Source organism: Actinoplanes sp. NPDC051859 (assembly GCF_044452725.1).
Lineage (GTDB): Bacteria > Actinomycetota > Actinomycetes > Mycobacteriales > Micromonosporaceae > Actinoplanes.
Genome location: NZ_JBITBX010000010.1, coordinates 133,870 through 159,795, shown reverse-complemented (window position 1 = coordinate 159,795; position 25,926 = coordinate 133,870). Strand labels below are relative to the sequence as shown.

General features: G+C 70.4%; 20 protein-coding genes, 1 tRNA gene and 1 pseudogene. 13 read left to right on the top strand and 9 right to left on the bottom strand.

Annotated elements, in window-relative coordinates:
- The first annotated feature begins 12 nt into the window (after positions 1–12).
- The 6 genes from ACIA1L_RS24720 to ACIA1L_RS24695 all read left to right on the top strand — a co-directional run bounded on the left by ACIA1L_RS24720 (position 13) and on the right by ACIA1L_RS24695 (position 5,660).
- Positions 13–1,299, top strand: coding sequence for an aspartate aminotransferase family protein (locus ACIA1L_RS24720; RefSeq protein WP_396075267.1), 1,287 nt, complete (start codon positions 13–15; stop codon positions 1,297–1,299).
- 226 nt (positions 1,300–1,525) lie between these two features.
- The gene (locus ACIA1L_RS24715) at positions 1,526–1,927 is read left to right on the top strand and encodes a DUF1801 domain-containing protein (protein WP_396075266.1); all 402 of its coding nucleotides are present in this window, start codon (positions 1,526–1,528) and stop codon (positions 1,925–1,927) included.
- A 238-nt stretch (positions 1,928–2,165) separates the two neighbouring features.
- Positions 2,166–3,329, top strand: a complete 1,164-nt coding sequence (locus ACIA1L_RS24710; RefSeq protein ID WP_396075265.1) for a multiprotein-bridging factor 1 family protein — start codon at positions 2,166–2,168, stop codon at positions 3,327–3,329.
- A 386-nt stretch (positions 3,330–3,715) separates the two neighbouring features.
- Positions 3,716–3,985: a hypothetical protein gene (locus ACIA1L_RS24705; protein ID WP_396075264.1), complete on the top strand. Its 270-nt coding sequence runs from the start codon at positions 3,716–3,718 to the stop codon at positions 3,983–3,985.
- 108 nt (positions 3,986–4,093) lie between these two features.
- Positions 4,094–4,849, top strand: coding sequence for a hypothetical protein (locus tag ACIA1L_RS24700; RefSeq protein WP_396075263.1), 756 nt, complete (start codon positions 4,094–4,096; stop codon positions 4,847–4,849).
- Positions 4,850–4,916: 67 nt separating this feature from the next.
- The gene (locus ACIA1L_RS24695) at positions 4,917–5,660 is read left to right on the top strand and encodes an SIR2 family NAD-dependent protein deacylase (protein ID WP_396075262.1); all 744 of its coding nucleotides are present in this window, start codon (positions 4,917–4,919) and stop codon (positions 5,658–5,660) included.
- Positions 5,661–5,912: 252 nt separating this feature from the next.
- Here the strand turns inward: ACIA1L_RS24695 and ACIA1L_RS24690 are convergent, their stop codons facing one another.
- Complete coding sequence (locus tag ACIA1L_RS24690; RefSeq protein WP_396075261.1) at positions 5,913–6,848, bottom strand: LysR family transcriptional regulator; 936 nt, start codon at positions 6,846–6,848, stop codon at positions 5,913–5,915.
- A gap of 70 nt (positions 6,849–6,918) precedes the next feature.
- On the opposite strand from ACIA1L_RS24690, the gene ACIA1L_RS24685 reads away from it, so the two are divergent.
- Positions 6,919–7,806, top strand: a complete 888-nt coding sequence (locus ACIA1L_RS24685) for a DMT family transporter (protein ID WP_396075260.1) — start codon at positions 6,919–6,921, stop codon at positions 7,804–7,806.
- Positions 7,807–7,851: 45 nt separating this feature from the next.
- On the opposite strand, the gene ACIA1L_RS24680 is transcribed toward ACIA1L_RS24685, so the two are convergent.
- The 3 genes from ACIA1L_RS24680 to ACIA1L_RS24670 are packed head-to-tail and all read right to left on the bottom strand — an operon-like array spanning position 7,852 to position 11,906.
- On the bottom strand, positions 7,852–9,561 hold the full coding sequence (locus ACIA1L_RS24680; protein ID WP_396075259.1) for a glycerol-3-phosphate dehydrogenase/oxidase: 1,710 nt from the start codon (positions 9,559–9,561) through the stop codon (positions 7,852–7,854).
- A complete protein-coding gene (gene glpK / locus ACIA1L_RS24675; protein WP_396075258.1) occupies positions 9,554–11,071 on the bottom strand; it encodes a glycerol kinase GlpK in 1,518 nt (505 codons plus the stop codon). Before glpK (ACIA1L_RS24675) ends, ACIA1L_RS24680 begins: the two co-directional genes overlap by 8 nt.
- A complete protein-coding gene (locus ACIA1L_RS24670; RefSeq protein WP_396075257.1) occupies positions 11,064–11,906 on the bottom strand; it encodes an MIP/aquaporin family protein in 843 nt (280 codons plus the stop codon). Before ACIA1L_RS24670 ends, glpK (ACIA1L_RS24675) begins: the two co-directional genes overlap by 8 nt.
- A 105-nt stretch (positions 11,907–12,011) precedes the next feature.
- Here ACIA1L_RS24670 and ACIA1L_RS24665 point away from each other — a divergent pair, with 105 nt between their 5' ends.
- From ACIA1L_RS24665 to ACIA1L_RS24655, 3 genes are all read left to right on the top strand, one after another.
- Positions 12,012–12,767 carry an IclR family transcriptional regulator gene (locus ACIA1L_RS24665; protein WP_396075256.1) on the top strand — a complete coding sequence of 252 codons (756 nt, stop codon included), beginning with the start codon at positions 12,012–12,014 and terminating at the stop codon, positions 12,765–12,767.
- Between the two features lie 19 nt (positions 12,768–12,786).
- On the top strand, positions 12,787–14,286 hold the full coding sequence (glpK, locus tag ACIA1L_RS24660; protein ID WP_396075255.1) for a glycerol kinase GlpK: 1,500 nt from the start codon (positions 12,787–12,789) through the stop codon (positions 14,284–14,286).
- A gap of 35 nt (positions 14,287–14,321) precedes the next feature.
- Positions 14,322–14,393: transfer RNA gene (locus ACIA1L_RS24655), tRNA-Gly, on the top strand.
- 12 nt (positions 14,394–14,405) lie between these two features.
- Here the strand turns inward: ACIA1L_RS24655 and ACIA1L_RS24650 are convergent.
- Both ACIA1L_RS24650 and ACIA1L_RS24645 read right to left on the bottom strand, forming a co-directional pair.
- Positions 14,406–15,557 (bottom strand): acyl-CoA dehydrogenase family protein, encoded by a 1,152-nt coding sequence (locus ACIA1L_RS24650; RefSeq protein WP_396075254.1) that lies wholly within the window; start codon positions 15,555–15,557, stop codon positions 14,406–14,408.
- Between the two features lie 75 nt (positions 15,558–15,632).
- A complete protein-coding gene (locus ACIA1L_RS24645) occupies positions 15,633–16,364 on the bottom strand; it encodes a hypothetical protein (RefSeq protein WP_396075253.1) in 732 nt (243 codons plus the stop codon).
- 169 nt (positions 16,365–16,533) lie between these two features.
- Here ACIA1L_RS24645 and ACIA1L_RS24640 point away from each other — a divergent pair, with 169 nt between their 5' ends.
- Complete coding sequence (locus ACIA1L_RS24640) at positions 16,534–19,491, top strand: glycine--tRNA ligase (protein ID WP_396075252.1); 2,958 nt, start codon at positions 16,534–16,536, stop codon at positions 19,489–19,491.
- Between the two features lies 1 nt (position 19,492).
- Here the strand turns inward: ACIA1L_RS24640 and ACIA1L_RS24635 are convergent, their stop codons facing one another.
- Positions 19,493–21,691: an MMPL family transporter gene (locus ACIA1L_RS24635; protein ID WP_396075251.1), complete on the bottom strand. Its 2,199-nt coding sequence runs from the start codon at positions 21,689–21,691 to the stop codon at positions 19,493–19,495.
- A gap of 181 nt (positions 21,692–21,872) precedes the next feature.
- Here ACIA1L_RS24635 and ACIA1L_RS24630 point away from each other — a divergent pair.
- A pseudogene (locus ACIA1L_RS24630) lies at positions 21,873–22,043 on the top strand (TetR family transcriptional regulator); the annotation flags it as partial.
- Between the two features lie 283 nt (positions 22,044–22,326).
- Here ACIA1L_RS24630 and mptB read toward each other — a convergent pair.
- Positions 22,327–23,736, bottom strand: coding sequence for a polyprenol phosphomannose-dependent alpha 1,6 mannosyltransferase MptB (gene mptB, locus ACIA1L_RS24625; protein ID WP_396075250.1), 1,410 nt, complete (start codon positions 23,734–23,736; stop codon positions 22,327–22,329).
- Between the two features lie 208 nt (positions 23,737–23,944).
- A complete protein-coding gene (locus ACIA1L_RS24620; protein WP_396075249.1) occupies positions 23,945–24,583 on the bottom strand; it encodes a hypothetical protein in 639 nt (212 codons plus the stop codon).
- Between the two features lie 190 nt (positions 24,584–24,773).
- On the opposite strand from ACIA1L_RS24620, the gene ACIA1L_RS24615 reads away from it, so the two are divergent.
- Positions 24,774–25,925 carry a glycerophosphodiester phosphodiesterase gene (locus ACIA1L_RS24615; protein WP_396075248.1) on the top strand — a complete coding sequence of 384 codons (1,152 nt, stop codon included), beginning with the start codon at positions 24,774–24,776 and terminating at the stop codon, positions 25,923–25,925.
- Position 25,926 lies beyond the last annotated feature (1 nt).

The window sequence follows — 25,926 nt, the reverse complement described above, 5'->3', positions numbered from 1 at the left end:
TTGGAGGCAACCATGACCGACGACCTGCTGGCCCGGCACCGGGCCGTCCTGCCCTCCTGGGTATCCCCGCTGTACGGCGACGAGGCGATCGAGCTCGTCGCCGGTTCCGGCCGCCGGGTCACGGACAGCACCGGCAAGTCCTATCTGGACTTCTTCGGCGGCGTCTTGACCACCATGCTCGGCCACGACATCCCCGAAATCCGCGAGGCGGTCGAACGGCAGCTCGCCACCGGACTCGCCCACACCTCCACGCTCTACCTCATCCGCCAGCAGGTCGAGCTGGCCGAGAAGATCGCGGCGCTCTCCGGCATCCCGGACGCCCGCGTTTTCTTCAGCACCTCCGGCACCGAGGCCAACGAGGCCGCGCTGCTGTTCGCCACCAACCACCGGCGCAGCAACCAGATTCTGGCCGTCCGCAACAGCTACCACGGCCGCTCGTTCGGCGCGATGGCGATCACCGGGCACCGCAGCTGGTCGGCGAGCGGCCTCAGCCCGCTACAGGTGAGCTGGCTGCACTCCGGTGACCGGCTCCGCGGGCGCCTCGCCGGCCTGTCCGACGCCGACCACATCGACGCCGCCGTCGAGGACCTGCGCGAAGTGCTCGCCACCACCACGGCCGGCGACGTGGCCGCGCTCATCGCCGAACCGATCCAGGGAGTCGGCGGCTTCGTCCACGCCCCGGACGGCATGTTCGGTGCGCTGAAGAAGGAACTCGACAACCACGGCATCCTGTTCATCGCCGACGAGGTGCAGACCGGCTGGGGACGGACCGGCGACCACTTCTGGGGCTACCAGGCGCACGACGTCCAGCCCGACCTCATCACCTTCGCCAAGGGCATCGGCAACGGCTTCGCCCTGGCCGGGGTCGTCGGCCGCGCCGACCTGGTCAACGCGGTGCCTGCGACCAGCTTCTCCACCTTCGGCGGCAATCCCATCTCCACGGCCGCCGGCAACGCCGTCCTCGACTACGTCCGCGACCACAACCTGCAGCAGCACGCCAAGAACGTCGGCACGATCCTGCTCGACGGCCTGCGCGCCGGAACGGCCGACACGGACACCGTCGCGGAAATCCGCGGCCGCGGCCTCATGCTCGCTATCGAGTTCGTCCGGCCCGGCACCACCGAGCCGGACCCGGCCTTGGCCGCCCGGATTCTCGACGAATGCCGGCGAGGCGGGCTGCTGGTCGGCAAGGGCGGCCTGCACGGCAACGTGTTGCGCATGGGTCCGCCGCTCACCCTGACCGAAGACGAGGCCCGCGAAGGCTTGAGCATCCTGGTAGACGCGATCCACCGCGCCTGAGGCGCGGCCACGCACGAGGCGGCCGTACTGGCGCCGATGCATCTGGCACGGCCGGGCTCAAGACGGCCGTGCTGAGAGTCGGCACGCCCAAGGTGCCCGTGCCGGGGTCGTACCGCCGCGTCTGTGGCGTCGATCACAGTCCGCGGGTTACAGTCGCCTGGTCATGGGCGGCAACAGCTAGGTGGTCTCTGCGGATGGCGGGTCGAACGTGGCAGGACTAAAAACCGTGCGGACCGGGGCAAGCGTCGGGGACTTCCTCGCCGCCGTCCCGGACCCCAAACGCCGCGCCGACGCGCAGACTCTCTGCGCGGTCATGGCCGAAGCCACCGGCGCCGCCCCGGAGATGTGGGGCGACAGCATGGTCGGCTTCGGCAGCTACCACTACCGGTACGCCTCCGGGCAGGAAGGCGACTGGCCGCCGGTCAGCCTGTCCCCGCGCAAGACCGCCCTCACCGTCTACCTATCCGCCGGCTTCGACGAGAACCTCCTCGCCAAACTCGGCCCGCACCGCACCGGCCGCTCCTGCCTCCACGTCCGCCGCCTCGCCGACGTCGACGCCCAAGTCCTCCGCGCCCTCATCGCAGACGGCTTCCGCAAACTCGACGGCAAAGTCCTCACGGCAGACTGATCGATTCGCTCAGACCTCGGCCGCGCGTTCTACCTCGGCAAGGACCAGACGCAGGCCACTGCTCACTCGCGGCCAGCGTGATTGCGGTCGGAAGCGCTCGTGACCACGTTTCCCGGATGGCCCGATCAGGGGATCCCGCGTGGGTCGCCATCGAAAACTCTCGTCGTACTCTGGACGCGGTGGCCGGTGCTAGCGGATCGGTCCGCCATCCCTGACCGTCAGCAGGGACGGGGCTTCCGTGGACCGATTTGCCGAACAGCTTCGCCGTCTTCGTGCCAAGCGGGGTCTCTCGCTGCGCGAACTCGCCGCCGTAGTGCACTACGGAAAGTCTTACCTGCACGACCTGGAAACCGGGCGTAAGCCGCCCACGGCTGCGGTCGCTCGTCGACTCGACGCCGAACTCGGCGGCGGTGGGCAGCTCATCGAGGCCATGCGCCCGGAGTACGCGGACGACGCCGACTCCGAGCTGGAGGCCGTCGAACTGGCCCGCCGCGTCACCGCCTCCGACGTCAGCGCGGAAACCCTGAATCGCATGGAACTCGCCGTGGACAGGATGGCCATGGCGTACTCCACCACCCCGCCGGCAGACCTGCTGCCCCGCGTGCGCCGCCATCTCGCCTACGTTTCCACGCTCATCGATGCTCGCAAGACCTATGCCCAACACCGGCGCTTGCTCGTCGCGGGCGGCTGGCTGTCGCTGCTGAAAGCGACTCTCCATGTTGACCTGCGCCAGTCGACGGCTGCCGACGCCCACCTGGTCACCGCGAACGAACTGGCGGGTCAGGCCGAGCATCGCGAGATCACCGCGTGGTGCTTGGAGACGAGAGCCTGGCAGGTTCTGACCGGCGGCTACTACCGTCAGGCCCTTGAGCTGTCGCAGCAGGCACAGCAGGTGGCTCCTCGCGACAGCTCCGCGTTCATCCAGGCGGCTGCTCAAGAGGCACGAGCTTTGGCGCGGCTCGGCGACCAGGTGCAGACCCGGCAGGTACTGGACCGGGTGGCGGGGCTGGCCGACCACCGGCCGACTCCTGAGCATCCTGAGCACCACTACCAGTACGACCCTGCCAAGGCCCACGCCTACGCTGCCACGACTCTGGCCTGGGCCGGTGACTCGGCCGCCGAGTCGGTCGCCCGGGACGTCATCGCTGAGCTGAATCGGGAGGGAGCGCGGCCTCGTCGAGTCGCGTCGGCGCAACTCGACCTCGGCCTGGCTCTCCTCGCCGCGAACAAGCCGGACGAGGCCGCGGCGACCGCGAGCGACGCGATCAGGTCCGGTCGCATCGTGCCGTCGAACTGGTGGCGGGCGTCCGAAGTCATGGCAGGCGTGCAGCGTGCCGGCATTGCCGAGGCGCGCGACCTACGCGACCAGTACGAGGCTTTTCGCCCGGACGGGCAGAGCTAGGCCTGCTGTCCGCCAGCATTACGGACAGCAGGCAGGGGCGGCGGACGCCGAGAGCCTTCTCAGCGCGTGCTAGTTCGATGACGATCGGGGTGAGCAGGCGGTGGGCGGGACGCTCCGTGAGAACCCCGTTCGTCGCCCCTCCTTGACGACCGACGACGCCCGCGGGAGGCAATGATGTCCTGGCTCCACCGATGGCGGAAGGCGAGTACCCGACGCGCTCTGGAGGCGTCCCGACGGGCGCAGGAGGCAGAGGCTGTCGAGCGGGCTGCGGCCCGGCAGCGGTTGCTCGACTCGGCGCGTGAGCTTACGTGGAACGACCCGACTCGGTATCTGCCGACCGCGCCGCTGCTGACTCCCGGGCAGCGTGATTGCGGTCGGAAGCGCTCATGGCCGCGGTAGCCGGATGGCCCGATCAGGGAATTCCCACCTGCGTCGCCATCGAGAACGAGTACCGCGGCTGGGTGGTGCACTGGCGTAAGGGCGGCGCGCGGCCCGGATACGTCGCGCAGCGTGATGTCGGTGGGTGCAGGCATGAGCTCTTCGGTGAGACACCCGGGCAGCTCCGCGCCTTGCTGTTCGCCGTCATGGTCGCGATGGAGAGCAAGGGAGATCAGCGCGGATTGATTAAGTCTTCCTTAGACATCCGTGCGGGCTGATCCGGGCTGGGAGCGCTCCCGTATTAGTGGCCGAGGTCCTTTGACAGGAAGGCTTTGGCGAAGATGCATCTTTCCCGTAGTTCCGCCCGTCGCTGGCAGGTTGCCGGTGTGGCAGCAGTCGCCGTGGCCCTGACCGGTGTCGGCCTCGGTGTGGCCTCCGCCGGTGACCGTCCCGCGGCCACCAGCAGCAGCACGGTCGCCTGCCCGGCTGTTGCTGGCAAGTTGGGTGCCGTGCCCGCTTCCGCCCGCGCCGAAGTGGAACGCAACCTAGCACTCCTCAACACCCAGATCGCCGAGGCCAACAAGCGAATCGCCACCAGCGTGGGCCAAGGCGGATCCAACTTCGTGCAGAACGCGATTCTCGGTCCGCTGAAGGACAAGCGCGTAGCCACGATCGACCGGATGACGATCGCGATCGGCCGTACGGCCGCGAAGCCGAACCTCGACGTCCAGGCGCTCGCCACCTGCACCGTCGGCGCGGGAGCGGCAGCCCCGGAGCCCACTGTGGTGAAGACGCCGCCGCCGGCCGCCGGGGCGAAGCCGGCCACGGGGGCAAAGCCGGCAGCGGGCGCTGCGCCCACCGTCAACTGCCCGAGTGTGAGCGGGCTGCCCGCCATTCCGGCGCAGGCCCGCGACGAGGTGAGCCGCAATCTCGCGCTGCTGGACACTCAGATCCGGGAGGCGAACGCCCGGCTCGCCTCGTCCGTCGGTCAGGGTGGCCCGAACTTCATCCAGAACGCCATCCTCGGCCCGCTGGCGGACAAGCGCGTCGCGACCCTGAACCGGATCGAGACGGCGATCGGCCGCCACGCGGCGAAGCCCGAAGGCCTGGAACGGTTCGCGCCCTGCGGGCTGCGCGGCTGACCCTGCGGTACGCCGGCCCGGATTATTCGCTTCCTGCGATCCGGGCCGGCTTCTACCCTCGGCGACCATGACCATGAGCTGGATCGACGGTGTGACCCGGGTGGCGGTACTGACCGGAGCCGGGATCTCCACCGACTCGGGCATCCCCGACTACCGGGGGCCTGCCGGCGTGTGGACCCGAAACCCTGCGCTGGTGAACGCTTTCACCTATCAGGCGTACCTGGGCGATCCTGAGGTGCGGGCCACGTTCTGGTGGACGTACGCGGGCCATCCCGTGTGGGACGCCCGGCCGAACGCGGCGCATCGGGCGCTTGCCGAGCTGGAGCGGGGCGGGTTCGCCGTGCGCATCCTGACCCAGAATGTCGACGGGCTGCACCAGAAAGCCGGCTCGAGTGCCCGCAAGGTCCTGGAATTGCACGGCACGATCCACGAGACGGTGTGCACCGGCTGCGCTGCCCGGACTCCGAGCAGCGTCCCGGCCGGCGGTGGCGGCGACCGGCGCTGCCCGAGCTGCGGCGGCATTCTCAAGCTCGGTGTCGTGATGTTCGGCGAGCACCTGGACCCGGAGGTGGCAGGTCTGGCCGAGCGGATCGCCGCGCACAGCGAACTGCTGCTCGTGGTGGGCAGTTCCTTGCAGGTGGAGCCGGTCGCCTCGCTTTGCGCGGTGGCGGTCAACGGCGGCAACCGCCTCGTCATCGTCAACCGCGACCCGACGCCCTACGACGACCTGGCTACCGCCGTCATTCGCGAACCCATCAGCACCGCGGTACCGCGCATCTGTGCCGCCCTGGCTGCGGGCAGCGCGGCCTGAGGAAAACGGTCCGCCTGCGAGGAGCGGCCCGAGGAGAGCGGCCCGGCTGCGAGAAGCGGCCTGAGGAAACGGTCCGGCTGCGAGAAGCGGCCCGAGGAGAGCGGCCCGGCTGCGAGAAGCGGCCTGAGGAAAACGGTCCGGCTGCGAGGAGCGGCCCGAGGAGGGCGGTAGGAAAGCGCGGCTTGCGCGGAGACACGAAGGACGGTGCGGGCGTGAGCCCGCACCGGCCGGTTGCTCACTTGGTTGGTTAGCTCAGGCCTGCGAATCGGTGGTGAGGGGGGCTACGGGCAGGGCGGTGACCGTTTCCCCGAGGATGCGCAGGAGGTCGTCGGCCAACGGGCTGCGGCGTCGCCGGACCGAAGCGGCCCCGACGAAGCGGCACGGGCCGGGCGGGGCGAGCCGGACGGCCGTGAGGCCGGTGTGGTCGGCGGTGAGTGCGACTTCGGGGATCATGCTGATGCCGACGCCGGCCCGGACCAGGGACTGGGCGAACTGGTAGTCGGTGCCGTGGCAGGCGGTGCGGACCTGGAATCCGGCCATTGCCGCGTAGTGGTCGAGCATGTCGCCGATTGACAGGCAGCCGTGCACCCAGCGCTCACCGGCAAGTTCGGCGATCGTGACCGAGGCTTGGCGGCCGTGCTGGTGCCCGGCCGGCAGGACGATCCACATCGGATCCATCAGCAGTGGGGTCCAGTTGAGGCCGGACCGGTCGCCGGGGCGCACCGGTGGGGGCCCGTCGAAGTGGTAGGCCAGGACCAGGTCGGCGGAGCCGGCCCGCAGCAGCGGCAGGCTGTCCTCCGGCTCGCTTTCGATGACGGTCAGCTCGACGCCGGGGTGCGCCGCGGTGAAGCGGGTCAGGGCCGAGGGCAGGATGCGCTGCCCGCCGCTGGTGAAGGTGGCGACGGTGAGGCGTTCGTCGCGGTCCCCGGACAGCTTGGCGATTTCGCGCTCTGCGCCGAGCAGCTCGGCGGCGATGGCCTCCCCGGTCTCGACCAGCACCCGGCCCGCGTCGGTCAGCTCGACGCCGCGGGTGCTGCGCCGCACGACTGGCGTGCCGACGGCCCGTTCCAGGGCGCTGATCTGCTGGGACACCGCGGACGGGGTGAGCCGCAGCTCAGCGGCGGCCTGGTTGAAGCTGCCCCGGCGGGCGACCTCGGCGAGCACCTGGAGGCGGCGTGCGTCGATCATCACATTTCCTTACGACGACATCAGCAGGTAACCACTAGCGCTTACGACCGTACCGGGTGAAGCTGTCCTCGTGAATCGTCTCGCCTGGCTGCTCTTCGCCGCCGTCTCGCTGCTCTGGGGCATCCCGTACTTCCTGATCAAGATCGCGATCGAGGACCTGTCGCCGCTGCTGGTCGTCGCCGGCCGGACCGCCGTCGCGGCGGCCGTGCTCATCCCGATCGCGCTCGCCCGCAATACGCTCGGCGCGCTGCGCGGCCGGCTGCGGGTGGTCGCCCTGATCGCGGCGGTGCACATCATCGGGCCGTTCCTGCTGATCACGTACGGTGAACAGCACATCTCGTCCTCCCTCACCGGCATCCTGATCGCCGTCGAACCGGTGGTGATCGCCCTGCTGATGTCACGAACCGAGCCGCTCACCCCGCTCCGGGTGGTCGGCCTGCTGATCGGCTTCGCCGGCGTGGTGGTGCTCGTCGGCCTGGACGTCTCGGGCGACAGCTACGGCCTGCTCGGCGCGGGCATGGTGCTCGTCGCCGCCATCAGTTACGCGGTCGCCACCATGCTGGTGCAACGCAAGGCGGCCGACATCCCGCCGGAGGCCCTGACGGTCGGCACCACCGTCATCACCACCGTGGTCCTGCTGCCGTTCTGCCTGTTTGCCCTGCCCACCCACCCGGTCGGCGTCGACTCCTGGCTGGCGCTCGGCATGCTCGGGGTGTTCTGCACCGCCCTGGCCCTGCTGGCCTTCTACAAGTTGATCGGCCTCGCCGGCTCCAACCGGGCCGGACTGATCACCTACGTCAACCCGGTGGTCGCGGTGCTGCTCGGCGTGGTGTGGCTGAACGAGTCCCTCGGGGTGGCCACGGTCGCCGGATTCGCGCTGATCATCGTGGGCTGCTGGTTCTCCACCCGGCCAGCACCGCAGCGCGATCGCGATCGCGACCTGATCCCCGCCGGCTGACCGGCTCCGGACCGGCCGGGCTGAGGACCCGGCCGGTCCCTCGGACTACTGCAGTTGCAGGGGTACGACGTCGGGGGCGCCGAGGCGGGCGGCGTCCGCGGTCTCGTCGTCGGGCTGCTCCTGGGAGGCGCGTTCCGCTTCGACGCGGAGGCGGTAGTTCTCCACCTCGCGCTCCCGCTGTTCCTTGGTCCAGCCCAGAACGTCGCCCATCAGGTCGGCGGCTGAGGGGGCTGCCGCGACGCCGCGGTCGAAGGTTTCGATGGAGATCCGGGTACGGCGGGTGAGCACGTCCTCGAGGTGCCGGGCGCCCTCGTGGCCGGCCGCGTACGTGATCTCGGCCCGCAGGTGGTCTTCGGCGCCTTCCAGGGGCTTGCCCAGGGACGGCTCCTCGCGGATCAGGTCGAGGAGTTCGTGGACGAGGGAGCCGTAGCGTTTGAGGAGGTGTTCGACCCGGGCCACGTGCAGGCCCGACTCCTCGGCGAGCAGGCGTCGGCGGTTCCACAGTGCCGTATAGCCCTCGGCGCCGAGCAGGGGCACCCGTTCCGTGCAGGACGGGGACACCGAGCGGCCGAGGCCGTGCACCGCCGCGTCGATCGCGTCCTTCGCCATCACGCGGTAGGTGGTGTATTTGCCGCCGGCCACCACCACGAGGCCCGGGACCGGGCTGGCGACCGTGTGCTCGCGGGACAGCTTCGAGGTGGATTCCGACTCGCCGGACAACAGTGGGCGCAGTCCGGCGTAGACGCCTTGGACGTCGGTGCGGTCGAGCGGGGTGGCCAGCACCTGGTTGACCTGGTGCAGGAGGTAGTCGATGTCGGTGCTGGACGCCGCCGGGTGGGACTTGTCGAGCGCCCAGTCGGTGTCGGTGGTGCCGATGATCCAGTGGCGGCCCCAGGGGATGACGAAGAGGACGCTGGTGGGCGTACGCAAGATGAGGCCGGTGGTCGATTGGATCCGGTCGCGCGGCACGACCAGGTGGATGCCCTTGCTGGCGCGCACGTGGAACTGGCCGCGTTCGCCGACCAGCGCCTGAGTGTCGTCGGTCCACACGCCGGTGGCGTTGACGACCTGCTGGGCGCGGACTTCGAAGGTGCGGTCGAGTTCGAGGTCGTGCACGCGGACGCCGGTGACCCGTTCGCCCTCGCGGAGGAACCCGACCACCTCGGCGCGGGACGCCACGTGGGCGCCGTACGCCGCCGCGGTGCGGGCCAGGAACATGGTGTGCCGGGCGTCGTCGAGCTGCGCGTCGTAATACTGCAACGCGCCGACCAGGGAGTCTTTCTTCAGTGCGGGGCAGGCTCGCAGTGCGCCGCGGCGGGACAGGTTGCGGTGTCGGGGCAGGCCGCCGTGGGTGGTGGCCATCAGGTCGTAGAGCTGGACGCCGGTGCCGGCGTACAGGCGTTCCCAGACCCGGTGTTGCAGCGGGTAGAGGAACGGCACCGGGCGGGCCAGGTGCGGGGCGAGGCGTTGCAGGATCAGGCCGCGTTCCCGCAGGGCCTCGCGGACCAGGGCGAAGTCGAGCATCTCCAGGTAGCGCAGCCCGCCGTGGATCAGCTTGCTGGACCGGCTGGAGGTGCCCGACGCGAAGTCGCGGGCCTCGACGAGCCCGACGGACAGCCCGCGGGTGGCGGCGTCGAGGGCGCAACCCGCGCCCACCACGCCGCCGCCCACGACCAGCACGTCCAGCTCGCCCTCGGCCAGGGCGGACAGCGCCGCCTCGCGACCGGCGGGGGAGAGAGATGTGGTGTCAGTCAACGTCTACCCAATCGAGAGTGCGCTGGACGGCCTTCTTCCAGCGGCCGTACCCGGTCTGGCGTTGCTCGTCGGTCCATTCCGGCTGCCAGCGCTGCGATTCGTTCCAGTTGTCGCGCAGTTCGTCGGTCGATTTCCAGAAGCCGACCGCGAGACCGGCGGCGTACGCGGCACCGAGCGCGGTCGTCTCGGCCACCACCGGGCGGCTCACCGAGACGCCGAGGATGTCCGCCTGGATCTGCATGCACAGGTTGTTGACGGTGATACCGCCGTCGACCTTAAGCACGTCGAGGTTGACGCCGGAGTCCTGCGCCATTGCCTCGACGACGTCGCGGGTCTGGTAGCAGATCGATTCGAGGGTGGCCCGGGCCAGGTGCGCGTCGGTGTTGAACCGGGACAGCCCGACGATCGCGCCGCGGGCGTCGGAGCGCCAGTACGGCGCGAACAGCCCGGAGAACGCGGGGACGAAGTAGACGCCGCCGTTGTCGGGGACCGAGGCGGCCAGGGTCTCGCTGTCGCCCGCCGAGTTGATCACGTGGAGTTGGTCGCGCAGCCACTGCACGGCCGAGCCGGTGACCGCGATCGAGCCTTCGAGCGCGTAGACCGCGGGGGCGTCGCCGAGTTTGTAGCAGACCGTGGTGAGCAGGCCGTTCTCCGAGCGGACCAGTTCCGTGCCGGTGTTGAGCAGCATGAAGTTGCCCGTACCGTAGGTGTTCTTGGCTTCGCCGACGTTGAAGCAGACCTGGCCGACGGTCGCGGCCTGCTGGTCGCCGAGGTCGCCGGTGAGCGGGACTTCGCCGCCGAGCGGGCCGGGCCAGCGGGCCGAGCCGTAGGTGTTCGGGTCGGACGACGGGCGGATCTCGGGCAGCATCTGCCGGGGGATGTTGAAGAAGCCGAGCAGTTCGTCGTCCCAGTCCAGGGTTTCGAGGTTCATCAGCATCGTGCGGCTGGCGTTGGTCACGTCGGTGATGTGGTTGCCGCCGTCGACGCCGCCGGTCAGGTGCCAGAGCAGCCAGCTGTCGGTGTTGCCGAAGATGGCGTCGCCGCGCTCGGCCGCTTCCCGGACGCCCTCGACGTTCTCCAGAATCCACTGGATCTTGCCGCCGGAGAAGTAGGTCGCTGGGGGCAGACCGGCCTTACGTCGGATCACGTCGCCGCGGCCGTCCCGGTCCAGCGCGGACGCGATCCGGTCGGTGCGGGTGTCCTGCCACACGATGGCGTTGTAGTACGGCCGGCCGGTGCGCTTGTCCCACACCACGGAGGTCTCGCGCTGGTTGGTGACGCCCAGCGCGGCCAGGTCGGTGGCTTGCAGGTTGGCCTTCTGCATCGCGGTGCGGATCACCGTGACCGTACGGTCCCAGATCTCGATCGGGTTGTGCTCGACCCAGCCGGCCTGCGGCAGGATCTGCTGGTGCTCGAGCTGGTGCCGGGCCACCTCGTTGCCGCCGTGATCGAAGATCATGAAGCGGGTGCTGGTGGTGCCCTGGTCCACTGCGCCGACGAAGTCAGCCACGTCGTGCCTCCACGGTTTCTGGGGTCTCCTGGGTGGGGATGCGGCCCGGTTCCGGCGGGGTGTCCTTGGGCAGGAAGCGACCGATCAGCCCCTGGTACAGCCCGGCGCCGATCAGACCACCGAGGACCGGTGCCACGATCGGTATCCAGAAGTACAGGTAGCCGGTCTGGTCGCGGAACGCGCCGCCGTACCCGGTGAAGAAGCTTGCCAGGCGCGGACCGAAGTCGCGGGCCGGGTTGATCGCGTAGCCGGCGTTGGTGCCCCACGCCATGCCGATGCCGACCACGAGCAGGCCGATGATGAACGGTGCGAGGTTGGCGGCCGGGGGAGTGCCGGCTGCGTCGGTGATGGCGAGGATGAGGAAGAGCAGGATGGCCGTACCGATGATCTGGTCTCGGAAAGCACCCCACTCACCGACCGGAAGTGTCCCGTTTCCCGGCAGGGTCGAGAAGACGCCCTGGGTCTTGATGGTCAGGCCGGGGTCGGCGGCGTGCAGCACCTCGGAGTAGTTCCAGCGCACCAGCAGCGCGGCGACGAACGCGCCGAGGAACTGGGCGCCGATGTAGGGCGCCACCTTGCGCCACTCGAAGCCCTTGAAAGCGGCGAGGGCGATGGTGACCGCGGGATTGAGATGGGCGCCGCTGATCCGGCCAGCGACGTAGACACCGAGCATGACGCCGAGGCCCCAGGCCCAGGCGATGCTGTCGTGGTCGCCGATCCCGCCGCCCGCGACCTGCGCGACGACACCGACACCGAAGAGGATGAGGATCATTGTTCCGGCGAACTCCGCGGCAAGCTCGCCCGCGAGGCCGGGGACTTTCCATCTGGCTGCCATGACCAGACGCTAGGAAGGCTCTCGTTGCAGAGCAATGAACGCCGTTCGGCATTGTCGAACGCCGAGGTCTGTGCTCGCGAAACGTCCTCGCATAGAGTCCGTGACATGCCTGGAACCGTCCAGTCGATCGAACGGGCCGCCGCGATCCTGCGGATGCTCGCCGGTGGCTCGGGCCGGCTCGGGCTTGCCGAGATCTCCCGCTCGCTCGATCTGGCCAAGGGCACGGTGCACGGCATTCTGCGGACGCTGCAACACGTCGGCTTCGTGGAGCAGGACCGGGCATCAGGGCACTACCAGCTCGGCGCGGCCCTGCTGCATCTCGGCACGAGCTATCTCGACATCAACGAACTGCGGTCCCGCTCGATCAACTGGGCGGACCCGCTGGCGGCCCGCTCCGGCGAGGCCGTCCGGATCGGCACGGTCCTCGAAGGACGCGTACTGGTCGTGCACCACGTGTTCCGCCCCGACGACACGTTCCAGACCCTGGACATCGGTTCGCTGCTGCCGCTGCACGCCACCGCGCTCGGCAAGGTGCTTCTGGCATATCGGGCGGCCCGGGCATCCGCGTCGCCGGAACGCTTCACGCGCCGTACGGTCGTGACATCCCGCGAGCTGGCCGCGGAGTTGGAACACGTCCGCGAAGCGGGGTGGGGCGCGGAGATCGAGGAGCACACGCTCGGCGAGGCGGCGATCGCCGCGCCGATCCGCGGGTACGGCGGCCTGGTCGTCGGCGCCATCGGCGTCTCCGGCCTGGTCGAGCGGATCTGCGACAGCCGGTACCGGCCCCGGACGCGGCTCGTCGGCTATGTCCGGGATGCGGCCCGGGCGGTCTCCCGTGACCTGGGAGCCGCCCGGCATTAGAGCAGCAGGGGAGGACCCCGTGACGGAGCGCTACGTGGTCGCGATCGACCAGGGCACCACGTCCACCCGGTGCATCGTGTTCGACCGGCGCGGCCAGCTGGTCTCCCTTGCCCAGCAGGAGCACAAGCAGTTCTTCCCCAAGCCCGGCTGGGTGGAGCACGACGCCGCCGAGATCTGGCGCAATGTCGAGCGGCTCGCGCCGCTGGCGCTGCGCCGCGCCGGGATCACCGTGGACCAGGTCGCCGCGGTCGGCATCGCCAACCAGCGGGAGACCACCGTGCTGTGGGACCGGCGTACGGGCGTCCCGATCGGCCGCGCGTTGGTGTGGCAGGACACCCGGACCGACTCGCTGGTGCACCGGCTGCTCACCGAGCCGGGTGCCGAAGAAGTGCAGCAGCAGTCGGCGTTGCCGCTGGCGACGTACTTCTCCGGGCCACGGCTGCGCTGGATGCTGGACCACACGCCGGGGCTGCAGGTTCGGGCTGAACGCGGCGAGGTGCTGTTCGGCACGATGGAGACCTGGCTGATCTGGAACCTGACCGCCGGCGCCGTGCACGCCACCGACGTCACCAACGCCAGCCGCACCAACCTGCTCGACGTACACACCCTCGACTGGTCGCCCGAGGCCTTGCAGTTCTTCGGCATCCCCCGGGCCATGCTGCCCGAGGTCCGACCGTCGGTCGCGGTCTTCGGGACCGCCACGTCGGCCTTTCCGGGGGTACGGATCGGCGCGGCGCTCGGCGATCAGCAGGCGGCACTGTTCGGGCAGACCTGCTTCACGCCCGGCGAGGCCAAATGCACGTACGGGACCGGGAGCTTCCTGCTGCTCAACACCGGCACCGAACTTGTTCGTTCAGACAACGGGCTGCTCAGCACGGTGGCGTACCAGATCGGCGGTGAGCCCGCGCACTTCGCGCTGGAGGGCTCGATCGCGATCACCGGCTCACTCGTGCAGTGGTTCCGCGACCAGCTCGAACTGATCGCCAGCGCCCCGGAGATCGAGACCCTCGCCCGGACGGTCGCCGACAACGGCGGCTGTTACATCGTCCCGGCGTTCTCCGGCCTGTACGCCCCGCACTGGCGCTCCGAGGCCCGGGGCGTGATCGTCGGGCTGACTTCCTACATCACGAAGGGGCACTTGGCCCGCGCGGTGTTGGAGGCGACGGCGTGGCAGACCCGCGAGGTGGTCGACGCGATGAACGCCGACTCCGGGTTGACCCTCAAGACGCTCAAGGTCGACGGCGGGATGACCGCAGACAACCTGCTCATGCAGTACGTCGCGGATGTCCTTGATGTGCCGGTGGTCCGTCCGCTCGCTGCCGAGACGGTGTCGCTCGGGGCGGCGTACGCGGCCGGTCTGTCCGTTGGGCACTGGCCGGATCTCGAGGACCTGCGGCGCAACTGGCACCGCGCGGCGCAGTGGCTCCCCGCGATGGATCCCCGACGGCGCGACACCGAATACGCGAACTGGCGGCGCGCCGTCGAGCGCACTTTCGACTGGATCCAACCGGACTGCTAAGGTTTCCCACGTCGCCGGGGAAACTTCGGCGGCATGCGGATGTAGCGCAGCGGTAGCGCATCACCTTGCCAAGGTGAGGGTCGCGGGTTCAAATCCCGTCATCCGCTCTTTTCCTCGCCTCAGACGAAGGCACTCATGCCGGTCACGGCCCGGCCCACGATCATCGTGTTGATCTCCCGGGTGCCTTCATAGGAATAGAGCGCCTCGGCGTCCGCCACGAACCGGCCGATGTCGTAGTCCAGCACGATGCCGTTGCCGGCCAGCAACTCCCGCGCCCAGCCCACCACTTCCCGCATCCGGGTCGTCGTGTACGCCTTTGCCAGCGCCGAATGCTCGTCGCGGAACTCGCCCTTGTCCTGCAGCTGGGCCAGCCGGACGCACATCCCCATCGAGCCGGTCACGTTGCCCAGCATCCGGACCAGCAGATCCTGCACCAGCTGGAACTTGGCGATCGGCCGCCCGAACTGCTCACGCTCCTTGGCGTAGGTCAGCGCGATCTCGTACGCGGCCAGCATGACCCCCACGGCCTCCCAGGCCACCCCGCTGCGCGTCTGCCGCAGCACCTTCGAGGTGTCCTTGAACGACCGCGCGTTCTGCAGCCGGTCGGCCTCCGGCACCTCGCAGTCGGTCAGCGTGATGTCGGCGTTCTGCACGATCCGCAGCGCGATCTTGTTCTCGATCTTCGTGGCGCTGAAGCCCGGATTGTCCTGCCGGACCACGAAACCCTTGACCTGGTCGTCCTCGAGGTCGCGGGCCCACACCACGATCAGGTCGGCGAAGGTCGCGTTGCCGATCCAGCGCTTCTTGCCGTTCAGGATCCACCGGTCACCCTCGCGGCGAGCCGTGGTGCGCAGGCCCGCCGCCACATCCGAACCGCCGGTCGGCTCGGTCAGCGCGAACGCGCCGATCTGGTCGAACGTCCGCATGCCCGGCAGCCACCGCTCCCGCTGCTCGTCCGAGCCGCAGGTCTCGATGCTGCCCATCGCCAACCCCGAGTGCACCCCGAAGAAGGTCGCCATCGAGGCGTCGGCATGCGCCATCTCCAGCGCGATCCAGCCGGACAGCAGATTCGAATGGTTCGCCCCGGCGATCCCGAGGTCCGCGAAACCCTTGACCAGGTCGAACGGGAACTCGGCCCGGGACCAGTGATCGTTCGCGACCGGGACCACCTCGGCCTGCAGGAAGTCCCGGACGCGCGTCACCACCTCGGCGTCCGCCGGCGACAGCAAATCCTGGAAGCGGTACAGGTCACCCGCGAGCAACTCAGCCATGCGGCCCTCTTACCCAGATGATCGACTCGTTAGACGCCGATCCATGCCCGCCCGCGAGTGACGTCGATTACGGGATTACTTCACGGTGGGCTTGAGCAGGATCTTGCCGTCCTGGCGGGCGCAGGTGCCCCAGGTGTTCGAGGTGCTGACCTTGACCACGTACGCGCGCTTCGGGTCGAGGTTGGTGTAGGTCGCGGTCGGCTGGGCGTAGTTGCCACCGAGGGTCGGGTTGCCGGCGATCACCGTGTTGCCGACCATCTTGGTCAGGGTGTAGGAGCGACCCACCGAGACCGGCCAGTGGTACGGGTCCTCGCGGCGCGGGCCGGTCTTCGCCGTGCCCCAGTAGCCCTTCCACTGCGGCTGGCTGTACGTGATTGTCGCGCTCTTGCCGTCGGCGCTGCGGACACCCTTGGCCTTGGTGATGATCGACGGCATCAGCGAGCCGATCCAGGCCTTCTGCGGCTTGCCGGCGCCCTGCGCGTTCTCCGCCGCCACCGAGATGCTGTACGAGGCGCACTTGTCGGCGGTGGGAATCTGGTAGTACGCCCGCGTCGCACCCTGGACTGCCGGCACGACGTACTCGGTCTTCTTCGTGCCTGCGAGCACCGTGACCCGGTACTGAAGGATGTCCGCCTGCGCGGTCCAACTCACCGTCGTCAGTTCGCCCTGCATGCCGCCGCGGCTGGCGCCGATGCCCATCAGCGCGCCCGGGGTGGACGGGCTGGCGGCGGAGGCGGCCGGCGGGGCGATGAGGGCGGCGCCGGCAGCGGCGACACCGAGTGCGGCGACGAGGCGGGTGAGCTTCACGATTTCCCTTTCGGTTTCCTTGCTGACAGCAAGCACAATCGGCGACCACCTCAATGTGCGCTCAAGCGAAACTCCACGTGTCCTCTGGATCCGTCCGACAATTCTCGCGGCGGGCGACGAGCCCGGCGCACCCCGGCGGAGGGGGGCGCTTTCACTAGACTTCCGGCTCATGCTCACCATGCAGGATGCGATCGCTCGGCTCGTGGCGTACTGGCGGGATCAGGGGTGCCTGGTCGTGCAGCCGATGAACACCGAGGTCGGGGCGGGCACGCTCAATCCGGCGACGTTTCTGCGGGTGTTGGGGCCGGAGCCGTGGCGAGCCGTCTATCCCGAACCGTCGGTCCGGCCCGACGACTCCCGGTACGGCGAGAACCCGAACCGGCTGCAGACGCACACCCAGTTGCAGGTGGTGCTCAAGCCGGATCCCGGGAACCCGCAGGAGCTGTACCTCGCCAGCCTCGGCGCGCTCGGGATCGATGTGGCGGCGCACGACGTGCGGTTCGTCGAGGACAACTGGGCGTCGCCGGCGCTGGGGGCCTGGGGGCTGGGGTGGGAGGTGTGGCTGGACGGGCTGGAGATCACCCAGTTCACCTACTTCCAGCAGGCCGGCGGGCTGGATCTGGCGCCGGTCTCGGTGGAGATCACCTACGGCATCGAGCGCATCGTCATGGCGTTGCAGGGTGTCGCGCACGTCATGGAGATCGAGTACGCGCCCGGGGTCAGCTACGGCGAGCTGTTCGGCCAGGCCGAATTCGAGATGTCGCGCTACTACCTCGACGACGCGGACGTGGCCGCCCAACGCCGCCTGCTCGAGGTGTACGCGGCCGAGGCGCAGCGGCTGATCGACGAGGGTCTGCCGGTGCCCGCGCACGCGTACGTGTTGAAGTGCTCGCAGGCGTTCAACGTGCTCGACGCGCGCGGGGCGGTGTCCACTGCGGACCGGGCAGCCGAGTTCGCCCGGATGCGCCGCCTGTCCGGTGACGTGGCCCGGCTGTGGGTGGCGCGCCGCGAGGAGTTGGGCCATCCGCTGGGTGTGGTCGCCCCGCTGCCGGAGTGCGCGGAGGCGGTCGCCGGCGTGCCGGGGGAGTCCGGCGCCCGGACGGTGGTGCTGGAGATCGGCACCGAGGAACTGCCGCCCGCCGAGGCGCGGGCCGCCCGGGAGCAGGTCCGGCATCAGCTCACCGACCTGCTCGCCGGGACGCGGCTGACGCACGGCGAGGTTCGCGTGCACGCCACCCCGCGCCGGATCATCGCGGTCGTCGGCCGGGTAGCGGCGCGGGAGGACGACTACACGCACACCGTCAAGGGGCCGCGGACCACGGCACCCGAGCAGGCCCGAGCGGGATTCGCGCGCTCTCAGGGCGTACCCGAGGATGCTCTGGAGATCGCGGACTTCGGCGGCGTTGCCCACCTGGTGGTGCACCGGCACGTGGCCGACGGCGCGGCACCCGCCGTGCTCGCCGGCGTGCTCGCGAAGGTCGTCGCCGGGTTGCGGTCGGCGCGCAACATGCGCTGGAGCGACCCGAAGCTCGCGTTCACCCGGCCGATCCGCTGGCTGGTCGCGCTGTGGGGCGACGAGGTCGTGCCGGTCACGGTGGGTGCGCTGCGGGCCGGGCGGGAGACGCGCGTCCTGCGGACGGCCGCCGAGCCGCTGCTGCGCGTCGCCTCCGCCGAGACCTTCATGGAGACCGTCTCGATCAGCGGCATCATCGCCGACCCCGACGACCGGCGCGAGCTGATCGTCTCCGGCGCGCAGGAGCTCGTGTACGGCGAAGGCCGCGTCGACGCCGTCGCGGAAAGCGCCCTGATCGACCAGATCACCTACCTGGTGGAGCAGCCCACGCCGCTGCTCGGCCGGTTCGACGACCGTTTCCTCGAGCTGCCCGCGGCGGTGCTGACCACGGTCATGCGCAAACACCAGCGCTATCTTCCGGTTCGCGGCGACGACGGCGCCCTGCTGCCGATGTTCGTGACGGTCGCCAACGGGCCGGTCGACGCCGACCTGGTCCGGGCCGGCAACGAGGAAGTGCTGCGCGCTCGCTACGAGGATGCGGCGTTCTTCTACCGGGCCGACCGGGAGACGTCGCTCGCGACGCTGCGGGAGCGACTGCACCGGCTGACCTTCACCGACAAGCTGGGGTCGATGGCCGACCGGGCGGGCCGCATCGACGCGCTCACCGGCGTGCTCGCCTCGGCGGCCGGTGTGGCCGAGGCCGACGACGCGGTCGCCGACCGGGCCGGTGAGCTGGTCAAGTTCGACCTGGGTTCGCAGCTCGTCACCGAGCTCACCAGCCTCGCCGGGGTGCTGGCCCGCGACTATGCGCGGCATGCGGGGGAGTCACCGGCGGTGGCGCAGGCGATCTTCGAGGCCGAGTTGCCGCGGCATGCGGGCGACGAGCTGCCGGCGTCCGTACCCGGGGCGTTGTTGTCGTTGGCCGACCGCCTGGACCTGATCGCGGGCCTGGCGGCGACGGTCGGGTTGCCCACCGGGAGCAGCGACCCGTACGCGATCCGCCGGGCCGTGCTGGGTCTGCTCGCCGTGCACCGCGCGCATCCGGATCTGGTGGGCATCGACCTGTTCGACGCGCTGGGCTGGGCGGCGTCCCGGCAGCCGGTCGAGGTGGACGACAAGGTCCTCGTCGCGGTCCGGGAGTTCGTCACGCGCCGGCTCGAGCAGGTGCTCACCGAGGAGGGCCACCCGGTGGACCGGGTCCGGGCGGTGCTGCCGCATGCCGGGCGTCCGCCGGTCGCGGACCGGCTGCTGGCGCAACTGGGCCGGCTGGTCGCGGACGATGACTTCCGGGCCCTCGCCGAGACCGTTCAGCGGGCCCGGCGGATTGTTCCCGAAGGCACGCCGGCCGGCTACGACCCGGCCACCCTGACCGAGCCCGCCGAGCTGGCGCTGCACGAGGTGGTGTCGGCGTTGCAGGACACCTGGACGAGCCCGCCCGACCTGGGCCGCTTCACCGCGGTGGCCGCCGTGCTGACCGGGCCGGTCAACCGGTTCTTCGACGAGGTGTTCGTGATGGCCGACGACCCCGGGCTGCGGACGGCGCGGCTGGGATTGCTCGCGACCGTCCGCGACCTGGGGTCGGGCCTGCTGGACTGGGCTCACCTGCGGCTGTAGGTCACGCCGCGGTGGTGGCTAGCTCCTTCTCCGCCGCCGGCGCCTGCTCGGGCTCGGCGGCGAGCGACTTGGTCAGCTGCTCACCCTCGACGTCCACGTTGGGCAGCGCCTTGTCGAGCCAGCGGGGCAGCCACCACGCGGCCCGGCCGAGCAGGGAGAGCACCGCCGGCACGATGGTCATGCGGACCAGGAAGGCGTCCACGAACACGCCGAAGGCGAGGGCGAAGCCCAGGCTCTTGATGATGGTGTCGTCGGCCAGGATGAAGCCGGCGAACACGCTCATCATGATCAGGGCGGCGGCGGTGACCACCCGGACGCCGTGGCTCATGCCGGTGACGACCGCGTCGTCCGGGCTCGCGCCGTGGACGTACTCCTCGCGGGTGCGGGTCACCAGGAAGACCTCGTAGTCCATGGACAGGCCGAACAGGATGCCGATGAGGAAGATCGGCATGACGCTGACCAGCGGGCCGGTCGACTCGACGCCGAGCAGCCCGGCGAGGTGGCCCTGCTGGAACACCCAGACCAGGGCGCCGAACGCGGCACCGACCGACAGCAGGAAGCCGAGGGTGGCCTTCAGCGGCACCAGGATGCTGCGGAACACCAGCATGAGCAGGACGAACGCGAGACCGACGACGATCGCCAGGTAGGGCCCGAGCGCGGCGGTGAGCTTGTCGGAGATGTCGATGTTCACCGCGGTGGCGCCGGTGACCGCGAGCGTCGCGCCGGTTACCGAGCCCGCGTGCTCCCGGATGGCGTGGACGAGATCGGTGGTGGCTTCGCTGGTCGGGGCGCTGGCCGGGATCACGGTCAGCATCGCGGTGTCGCCGGCCGGGTTGAGCGTGGCCGGCGTGACCAGCACGACGTCCTTCAGCTTGCTGATCGCCGTCCGGGCCTGCTCCGCGGCGGTGCCCGCGGTGCCGGCGGCGGCCTCGACGACCACCACGAGCGGGCCGTTGAAGCCCGGGCCGAAGCCGGCGGCGAGCTGGTCGTACGCCTTGCGCTGGGTCGACTCCACCGCGGCGGTGCCCTCGTCGGGCAGGCCGAGCCGCAGGTCCAGGGCCGGTACGGCGGCGACGGCGATCAGACCGAGCGACACGACCAGGGCGACGATGCGGTGCTTCAGCACCCCGCGGGCCCAGCGCTCGCCGAAGGTGACCTTGTTGCCGTGGGCGGCGGTCGGGTTGGCGCGGTGCTTCTTGGGCAGCACCTTGGCGCCGGCGAAGCCGAGGACGGCGGGGACCAGGCTCAAGGTGACGAGGACGGCGACGGCGACGGTGCCCGCCGCGGCGATGCCCATCGCGGTGAGGAACGGTACGCCGGTCACCGACAGGGCGACCAGGGCGATGATCACGGTGAGGCCGGCGAACACCACGGCGGACCCGGCGGTGCCGGTCGCGCGCCCGGCGGCTTCCTCGCCGCTGCGGCCGGCGGCCAGCTCGTGCCGGTAGCGGGAGACGACGAACAGCGCGTAGTCGATGCCGACGGCCAGGCCGAGCATGCTGGCCAGCGCGGAGGTGGACGACGACAGGTCGAAGAAGCCGGTGGCGATCTGGATACCGGCCATGCCGAGGCCGACCCCGATCAGCGCGGTCAGCAACGGCAGCCCGGCGGCGACCAGCGACCCGAACGTCAGCAGCAGCACGAACGCGGCGACGACGATGCCGATCGCCTCGGCGGCGTGGCTTTCCTCGACGGTCTGGGTGACCTCACCGGAGAACTCCACCGCGACCCCGGCCGTCTCGGCGCCGTCACCGGCCTCGATCAGCGCCTCGCGGTCGGCGTGGCTGACCTCGGTCGCCGGCACCGCGTAGGTGACCGTGGCATAGCCGGTCCGCAGGTCCGGCGAGATCGTCTTGGCCTCGTACGGGGACGCCACGGCGGCGACCTGCGGGGCCTGCTTCAGCCGGGCGATCGCGTCGGCGACCGCGGCCTGCTGCGCCGCGCCGGTCAGGTTCGCGTCGCCGGACACGGTGAAGACGACCTTCGCGGAGGCGGAGTCCGACTTGCCGCCGAACTTCTCGGCGAGCACGTCCATCGCCCGGGACGACTCGGTGCCCGGGATGGAGAACGCTGCGCTGGTCGGCCCGGACAGCGTTGCCGCGCCGACGCCGGCCAGGGTCAGCAGCAGCGCCCAGACGGCGAGGGTCAGCCCGCGTCGCCGGAACGAAAACCGGCCTAGCCGGTACAGGAGCGTCGCCACGAGTGTTCCTCCAGGTCGGTGCGGTGAACCGTCGCAGGAGCCCTTCGGCCTGCTCGCCGCGGAACTGAGCCTTGCCGGGCGGCTAGTTTTCGACTTGCCGTGCGGCAAGGCTCACACTTGCCGTTCGGCTAAGTTCCGCCGCCCGCCGTCCGTAGCATCAGGTGAGGGAAGGCGGGAGTTCATGACGCAGGCGGTACGGTCGCGGCCACGCGGCGCGGGTAAGGCGCAACTGCACGACGCCGCGCTCCGGCTCTTCGCGGGTCATGGCGTGGAAGGCACCTCGTTGCAGGCGATCGCTGACGACATGGGCGTCACGAAAGCCGCCGTCTACTACCACTACAAGACCAAGGACGACCTGGTCCTGGGCGTGCTCGCACCGATCTTCGAGCAGCTCGACGCCATCCTCACCAGGGCGGAGGGGCAGCGCGGCCGGCCGGCCCGGCTCGACGAGTTCCTGACCGGACTGGTCGACCTGATCCTCGAGAGCCGGTCCCGTTATTCGATGGTGATGGGTGATCCGTACGTGGCCCGCCTTCTGGACCGGCACCCGGACCGGCTGGAGTGGTGGAACCGCATCCTCACGTTGGTGCTGGGGCTGACCCCGGAACCGGCCGCCCGGATCCCACTGATGATCTTCATGGGTGGGCTGGCCGCACCGCTGACCGACCCGGGCGTTGCCGCCTTGGACGACGCCGTGCTGAGGGAACACTTGCTCGACAGCGCCCACCGGCTGCTACCCGCGCGGCGGCGGCCGGCCTGAGCAGCAGGGCCAGCAGGGCGAACAGTCCGCCGGCCGCGAGATAGCCGGTGATCAGCGGCAGCACGCCGGCGGCGACAGGCGGCAGGGCCAGCGCGAGGACCGCGCCGACCCCCGCGAGGATCGTGCGGTCTCGTCGGCGTCGCGCGGCCGCAGCCAGCGGTAGCACCGCCCACAGCAGGTACCACGGCTGCACCACCGGCCCGCACAGCACCACGGCGGCCAGCACCAGCCCGAGGCCCCGGACGACCTCGAGGGTGCCGCGGTACATCGCGAGCAACAGCCGTACCACGATGACCGCGCAGCCGGCGGCGCCGACGAGCACCAGAACTCGGATGGCAGGTTCGGTGATCTGCACGCCGGCGAGCTTGCCGATGCCGCCGACGAGGAAGCCGAGCATGTTCGTCGGGGCCAGCCAGCTGTGCACGGCCGTGCTGGCGCCCATCGCGCCGATCCAGCCGAAGCCGAGCCCGGTCCACCACGAGATGCCTGCGGTGACGGCGGCGCTGCCGGCAGCCACACCCAGGACCGTACGGAACGGGTTGCCGCGCCGGGCCAGGACGACGGCCAGACAGCACACCGCCGCGAAGCCCACGACTTTGATGTTCGCGGCGACTGTCACCAGCGCCAAACCTGCCGCGATCCGGGCCTGGCCGAATGCCCGATCCATGCCGGACAGCGCGAGTTCCAACCCGCACAGCACCACACCGAGCAGCAGGGCGTCGTTGTGCACACCCGCCACGAGGTGCCACAGCACCAGCGGGTTGAGCAAGCCGAGCCACACCGCCGACGACGGGTCGGCGCCGGCCCGGCGGGCGAGTCGCGGCAGTGCCCACGCCAGCAGGGCGACACCCACCAGAGCGATCATTCGGTACGCCCCGACAGCAGCGATCAGGTGCTCGCCGGTCACCAAGGCCACGCCCCTGGACAGCGCGAGCCACGCCGGGCCGTACGGGGCGGGCGTCTCGAGCCAGTAGTGGCTGACGTGCTGCGTAACGGGCGAGGCGGACCCGAGTGCCGGCAGCGGACCGAGCGTGTACGGGTCCTGCCCGGAAGCCGTGATCAATCCCTGCGCCAGGTAGCTCCACACGTCCCCGCTGAACAGGGGTGCGGCCGCGAGCAGCGGCGCGGACCAGGCGGCGGCGATCCCGTACAGGGTGCGGGTCGGCAGTTGCCGGTGCGTGCGGCCGAGGAACGACCAGGCCGCCACGACCAGGCCCATACCGGTCAGTCCGAGGGCGACCGTCAAGGTCCCGGGCAGGAGCGCCTGGACAAGGGTGACCGCCACCAGCAGAGCACTACCGGCACTGCCGGCTGCGACGGTAGCGGTGAGTGACGGCCGCCACCGGGTCGCCGGAGACGGGGACGGGACGGCTGCGGGGGAAGGGCCGGACCGAACGTCCAGCACAGCGGCACTGGGTCTCATGTCCGGCTAGACGATCTTCCGGCCGGCGCGGTTCTCCGGCGGCGGTAATCCGCGGTTTCGCGGGCGTTCGTTACTCGTAGTGATCGGTCAGCGTCACCCGGGCCACCGTCTCGCCGTCCAGGGCGTACTGGGCGTGTAGCCGGAAGGCGGGCAACATCCAGCGGTCCCACGGCCCGTACGCGCCGAGGTAGCGGTCGTCGTACGGGTCACCACTTTCGACCGGGGGCCCCAGCCGGGACTGCAGCGCGGCCCGCCGGGGCACGGCACCCGCGCCACCCGGGATCTCGCCCCGGTAGGAGACGAACCCGTCGTCGCCGTGGAAGTGCAGGAAGACAGTGGTGATCCGGCCGTGCGTGTCCGCCGCCAGTTCCACGCCGGACTCCCGAGCCAGGTACGACCGGGACAGCCCGGAACCGGTCACCCCGGAACGTGGAATGAGGCCGTACTCGCGGCAGATCTGTTGCACTTCGGCCTCGAGGACGCTGCGGCCGAGCAACCGGCCGAGGTCGGCTCCCCGGACCGTCGGTGCAGGCATCGGACCGGGATCCGGCGCTGCCTCCGGGACGGGACCGGGATCCGGCCCGGCGTCCGGGGCGGGGGTGCGTGGCGCCGGCGGGACATAGATCGGCTCGTTCGAGCCGGCGGACCGGGGGCGGGGTTTGCTCCCATAACGGTCGTTCGCCCGGGTGCGGCGCTCGAGGAAGCCCATGTCGGTACCTCGTGGGGGGAGGAAAGGGGACGATCGGCAATGTCGTCCACGATGATGTCTTTCCCGTTACGTGCTTTTCCTAACTTTCGACACTCGGTCATGGCAATGTCGCTGGTTCGTCGCACTGATCGGTTGGACTGCTGCGCGGGAGATCCGGCGACGGTCGCCGGCTGACACCGTGGAGGACGTCGTGGCAGACCGCCGACAGGTGCTGCGTCTGGGAGCGCTGGCCGCTGGCACGCCAGTGCTCGCCGCCACCGGAACGGCAGCGCTCGCCGCTACCGAGCCGCTCGCTGCGGCAGAGGCGCCGGTGCTCGCCGCAGAAACCCGGGCAGCGTCGCACCGCCCGGGCACCCGGTCGCTGGTCATCGGGCATCGCGGGGCGTCCGGCTACCGACCGGAGCACACGCTGGCGTCCTACGAGCTGGCCGCGCGCATGGGCGCCGACTTCATCGAGCCGGACCTCGTCGCCACCAAGGACCACGTGCTGGTCGCCCGGCACGAACCGGAGATCGGCGGCACCACGGACGTCGCCGCGCGCCCCGAGTTCGCCGACCGCAAACGGACGGTCCTGCTCGACGGCGTTTCCGTCACCGGCTGGTTCACCCACGACTTCACCCTGGCCGAGCTGAGGACCCTGCGGGCCACCGAGCGGATCCCGGACGTCCGGCAACGCAACACCCTCTACAACGGCCTCTTCCCGGTGCCGACCTTCCAGGAAGTGCTGGAGCTGCGGCAGCGCCTCAGCCGGGAACTCGACCGCGAGATCGGCGTATACCCCGAGACCAAACACCCCACCTACTTCCGCCTCCTCGGCCTCGACCTGGAAACGCCGCTGGTCCGGCTGCTGCGCACGTACGGGCTGGACCGGCGCGCCGCGCCCGTCTTCGTCCAGTCGTTCGAGGCGAAGAACCTGCGCATGCTGCGCGACCAGTACCGGGTGCACTGCCCGCTGGTGTTCCTGACCAGCGCCACCGGCGGGCCGTACAACGACCCCAAGACGTACGCGGAGTACCTGACTCCGGCCGGGCTGCGCGAGCTCGCGTACACCATCTCCGGCATCGGCCCCGAGAAGAACCAGATCATCGGCCGGAACGCCGACGGCACCCTCGGCACGCCCACCCGACTGGTCGCCGACGCGCACGCCGCGCGGCTCAAGGTCATGCCGTACACGTTCCGCGCCGAGAACCAGTTCCTGCCCGCTGAGCTGCGCACCGGTGCGGACCCCGCCGCCTACGGACGGGCGATCGACGAGCAGGTCACGTTCCTGCGTACGGGAATCGACGGCCTTTTCACCGACCAGCCGGACATCGGCGTCCTGGCCCGCGAACTGGCCGGCTGAT

Coding starts and splice junctions, on each gene's coding strand:
- ACIA1L_RS24720 (WP_396075267.1), top strand. CDS start 13: ATGACCGACGACCTGCTGGCCCGGCACCGGGCCGTCCTGCCCTCCTGG.
- ACIA1L_RS24705 (WP_396075264.1), top strand. CDS start 3,716: ATGGCCGCGGTAGCCGGATGGCCCGATCAGGGAATTCCCACCTGCGTC.
- ACIA1L_RS24695 (WP_396075262.1), top strand. CDS start 4,917: ATGACCATGAGCTGGATCGACGGTGTGACCCGGGTGGCGGTACTGACC.
- ACIA1L_RS24690 (WP_396075261.1), bottom strand. CDS start 6,848: ATGATCGACGCACGCCGCCTCCAGGTGCTCGCCGAGGTCGCCCGCCGG.
- ACIA1L_RS24670 (WP_396075257.1), bottom strand. CDS start 11,906: ATGGCAGCCAGATGGAAAGTCCCCGGCCTCGCGGGCGAGCTTGCCGCG.
- ACIA1L_RS24665 (WP_396075256.1), top strand. CDS start 12,012: ATGCCTGGAACCGTCCAGTCGATCGAACGGGCCGCCGCGATCCTGCGG.
- ACIA1L_RS24650 (WP_396075254.1), bottom strand. CDS start 15,557: ATGGCTGAGTTGCTCGCGGGTGACCTGTACCGCTTCCAGGATTTGCTG.
- ACIA1L_RS24640 (WP_396075252.1), top strand. CDS start 16,534: ATGCTCACCATGCAGGATGCGATCGCTCGGCTCGTGGCGTACTGGCGG.
- ACIA1L_RS24620 (WP_396075249.1), bottom strand. CDS start 24,583: ATGGGCTTCCTCGAGCGCCGCACCCGGGCGAACGACCGTTATGGGAGC.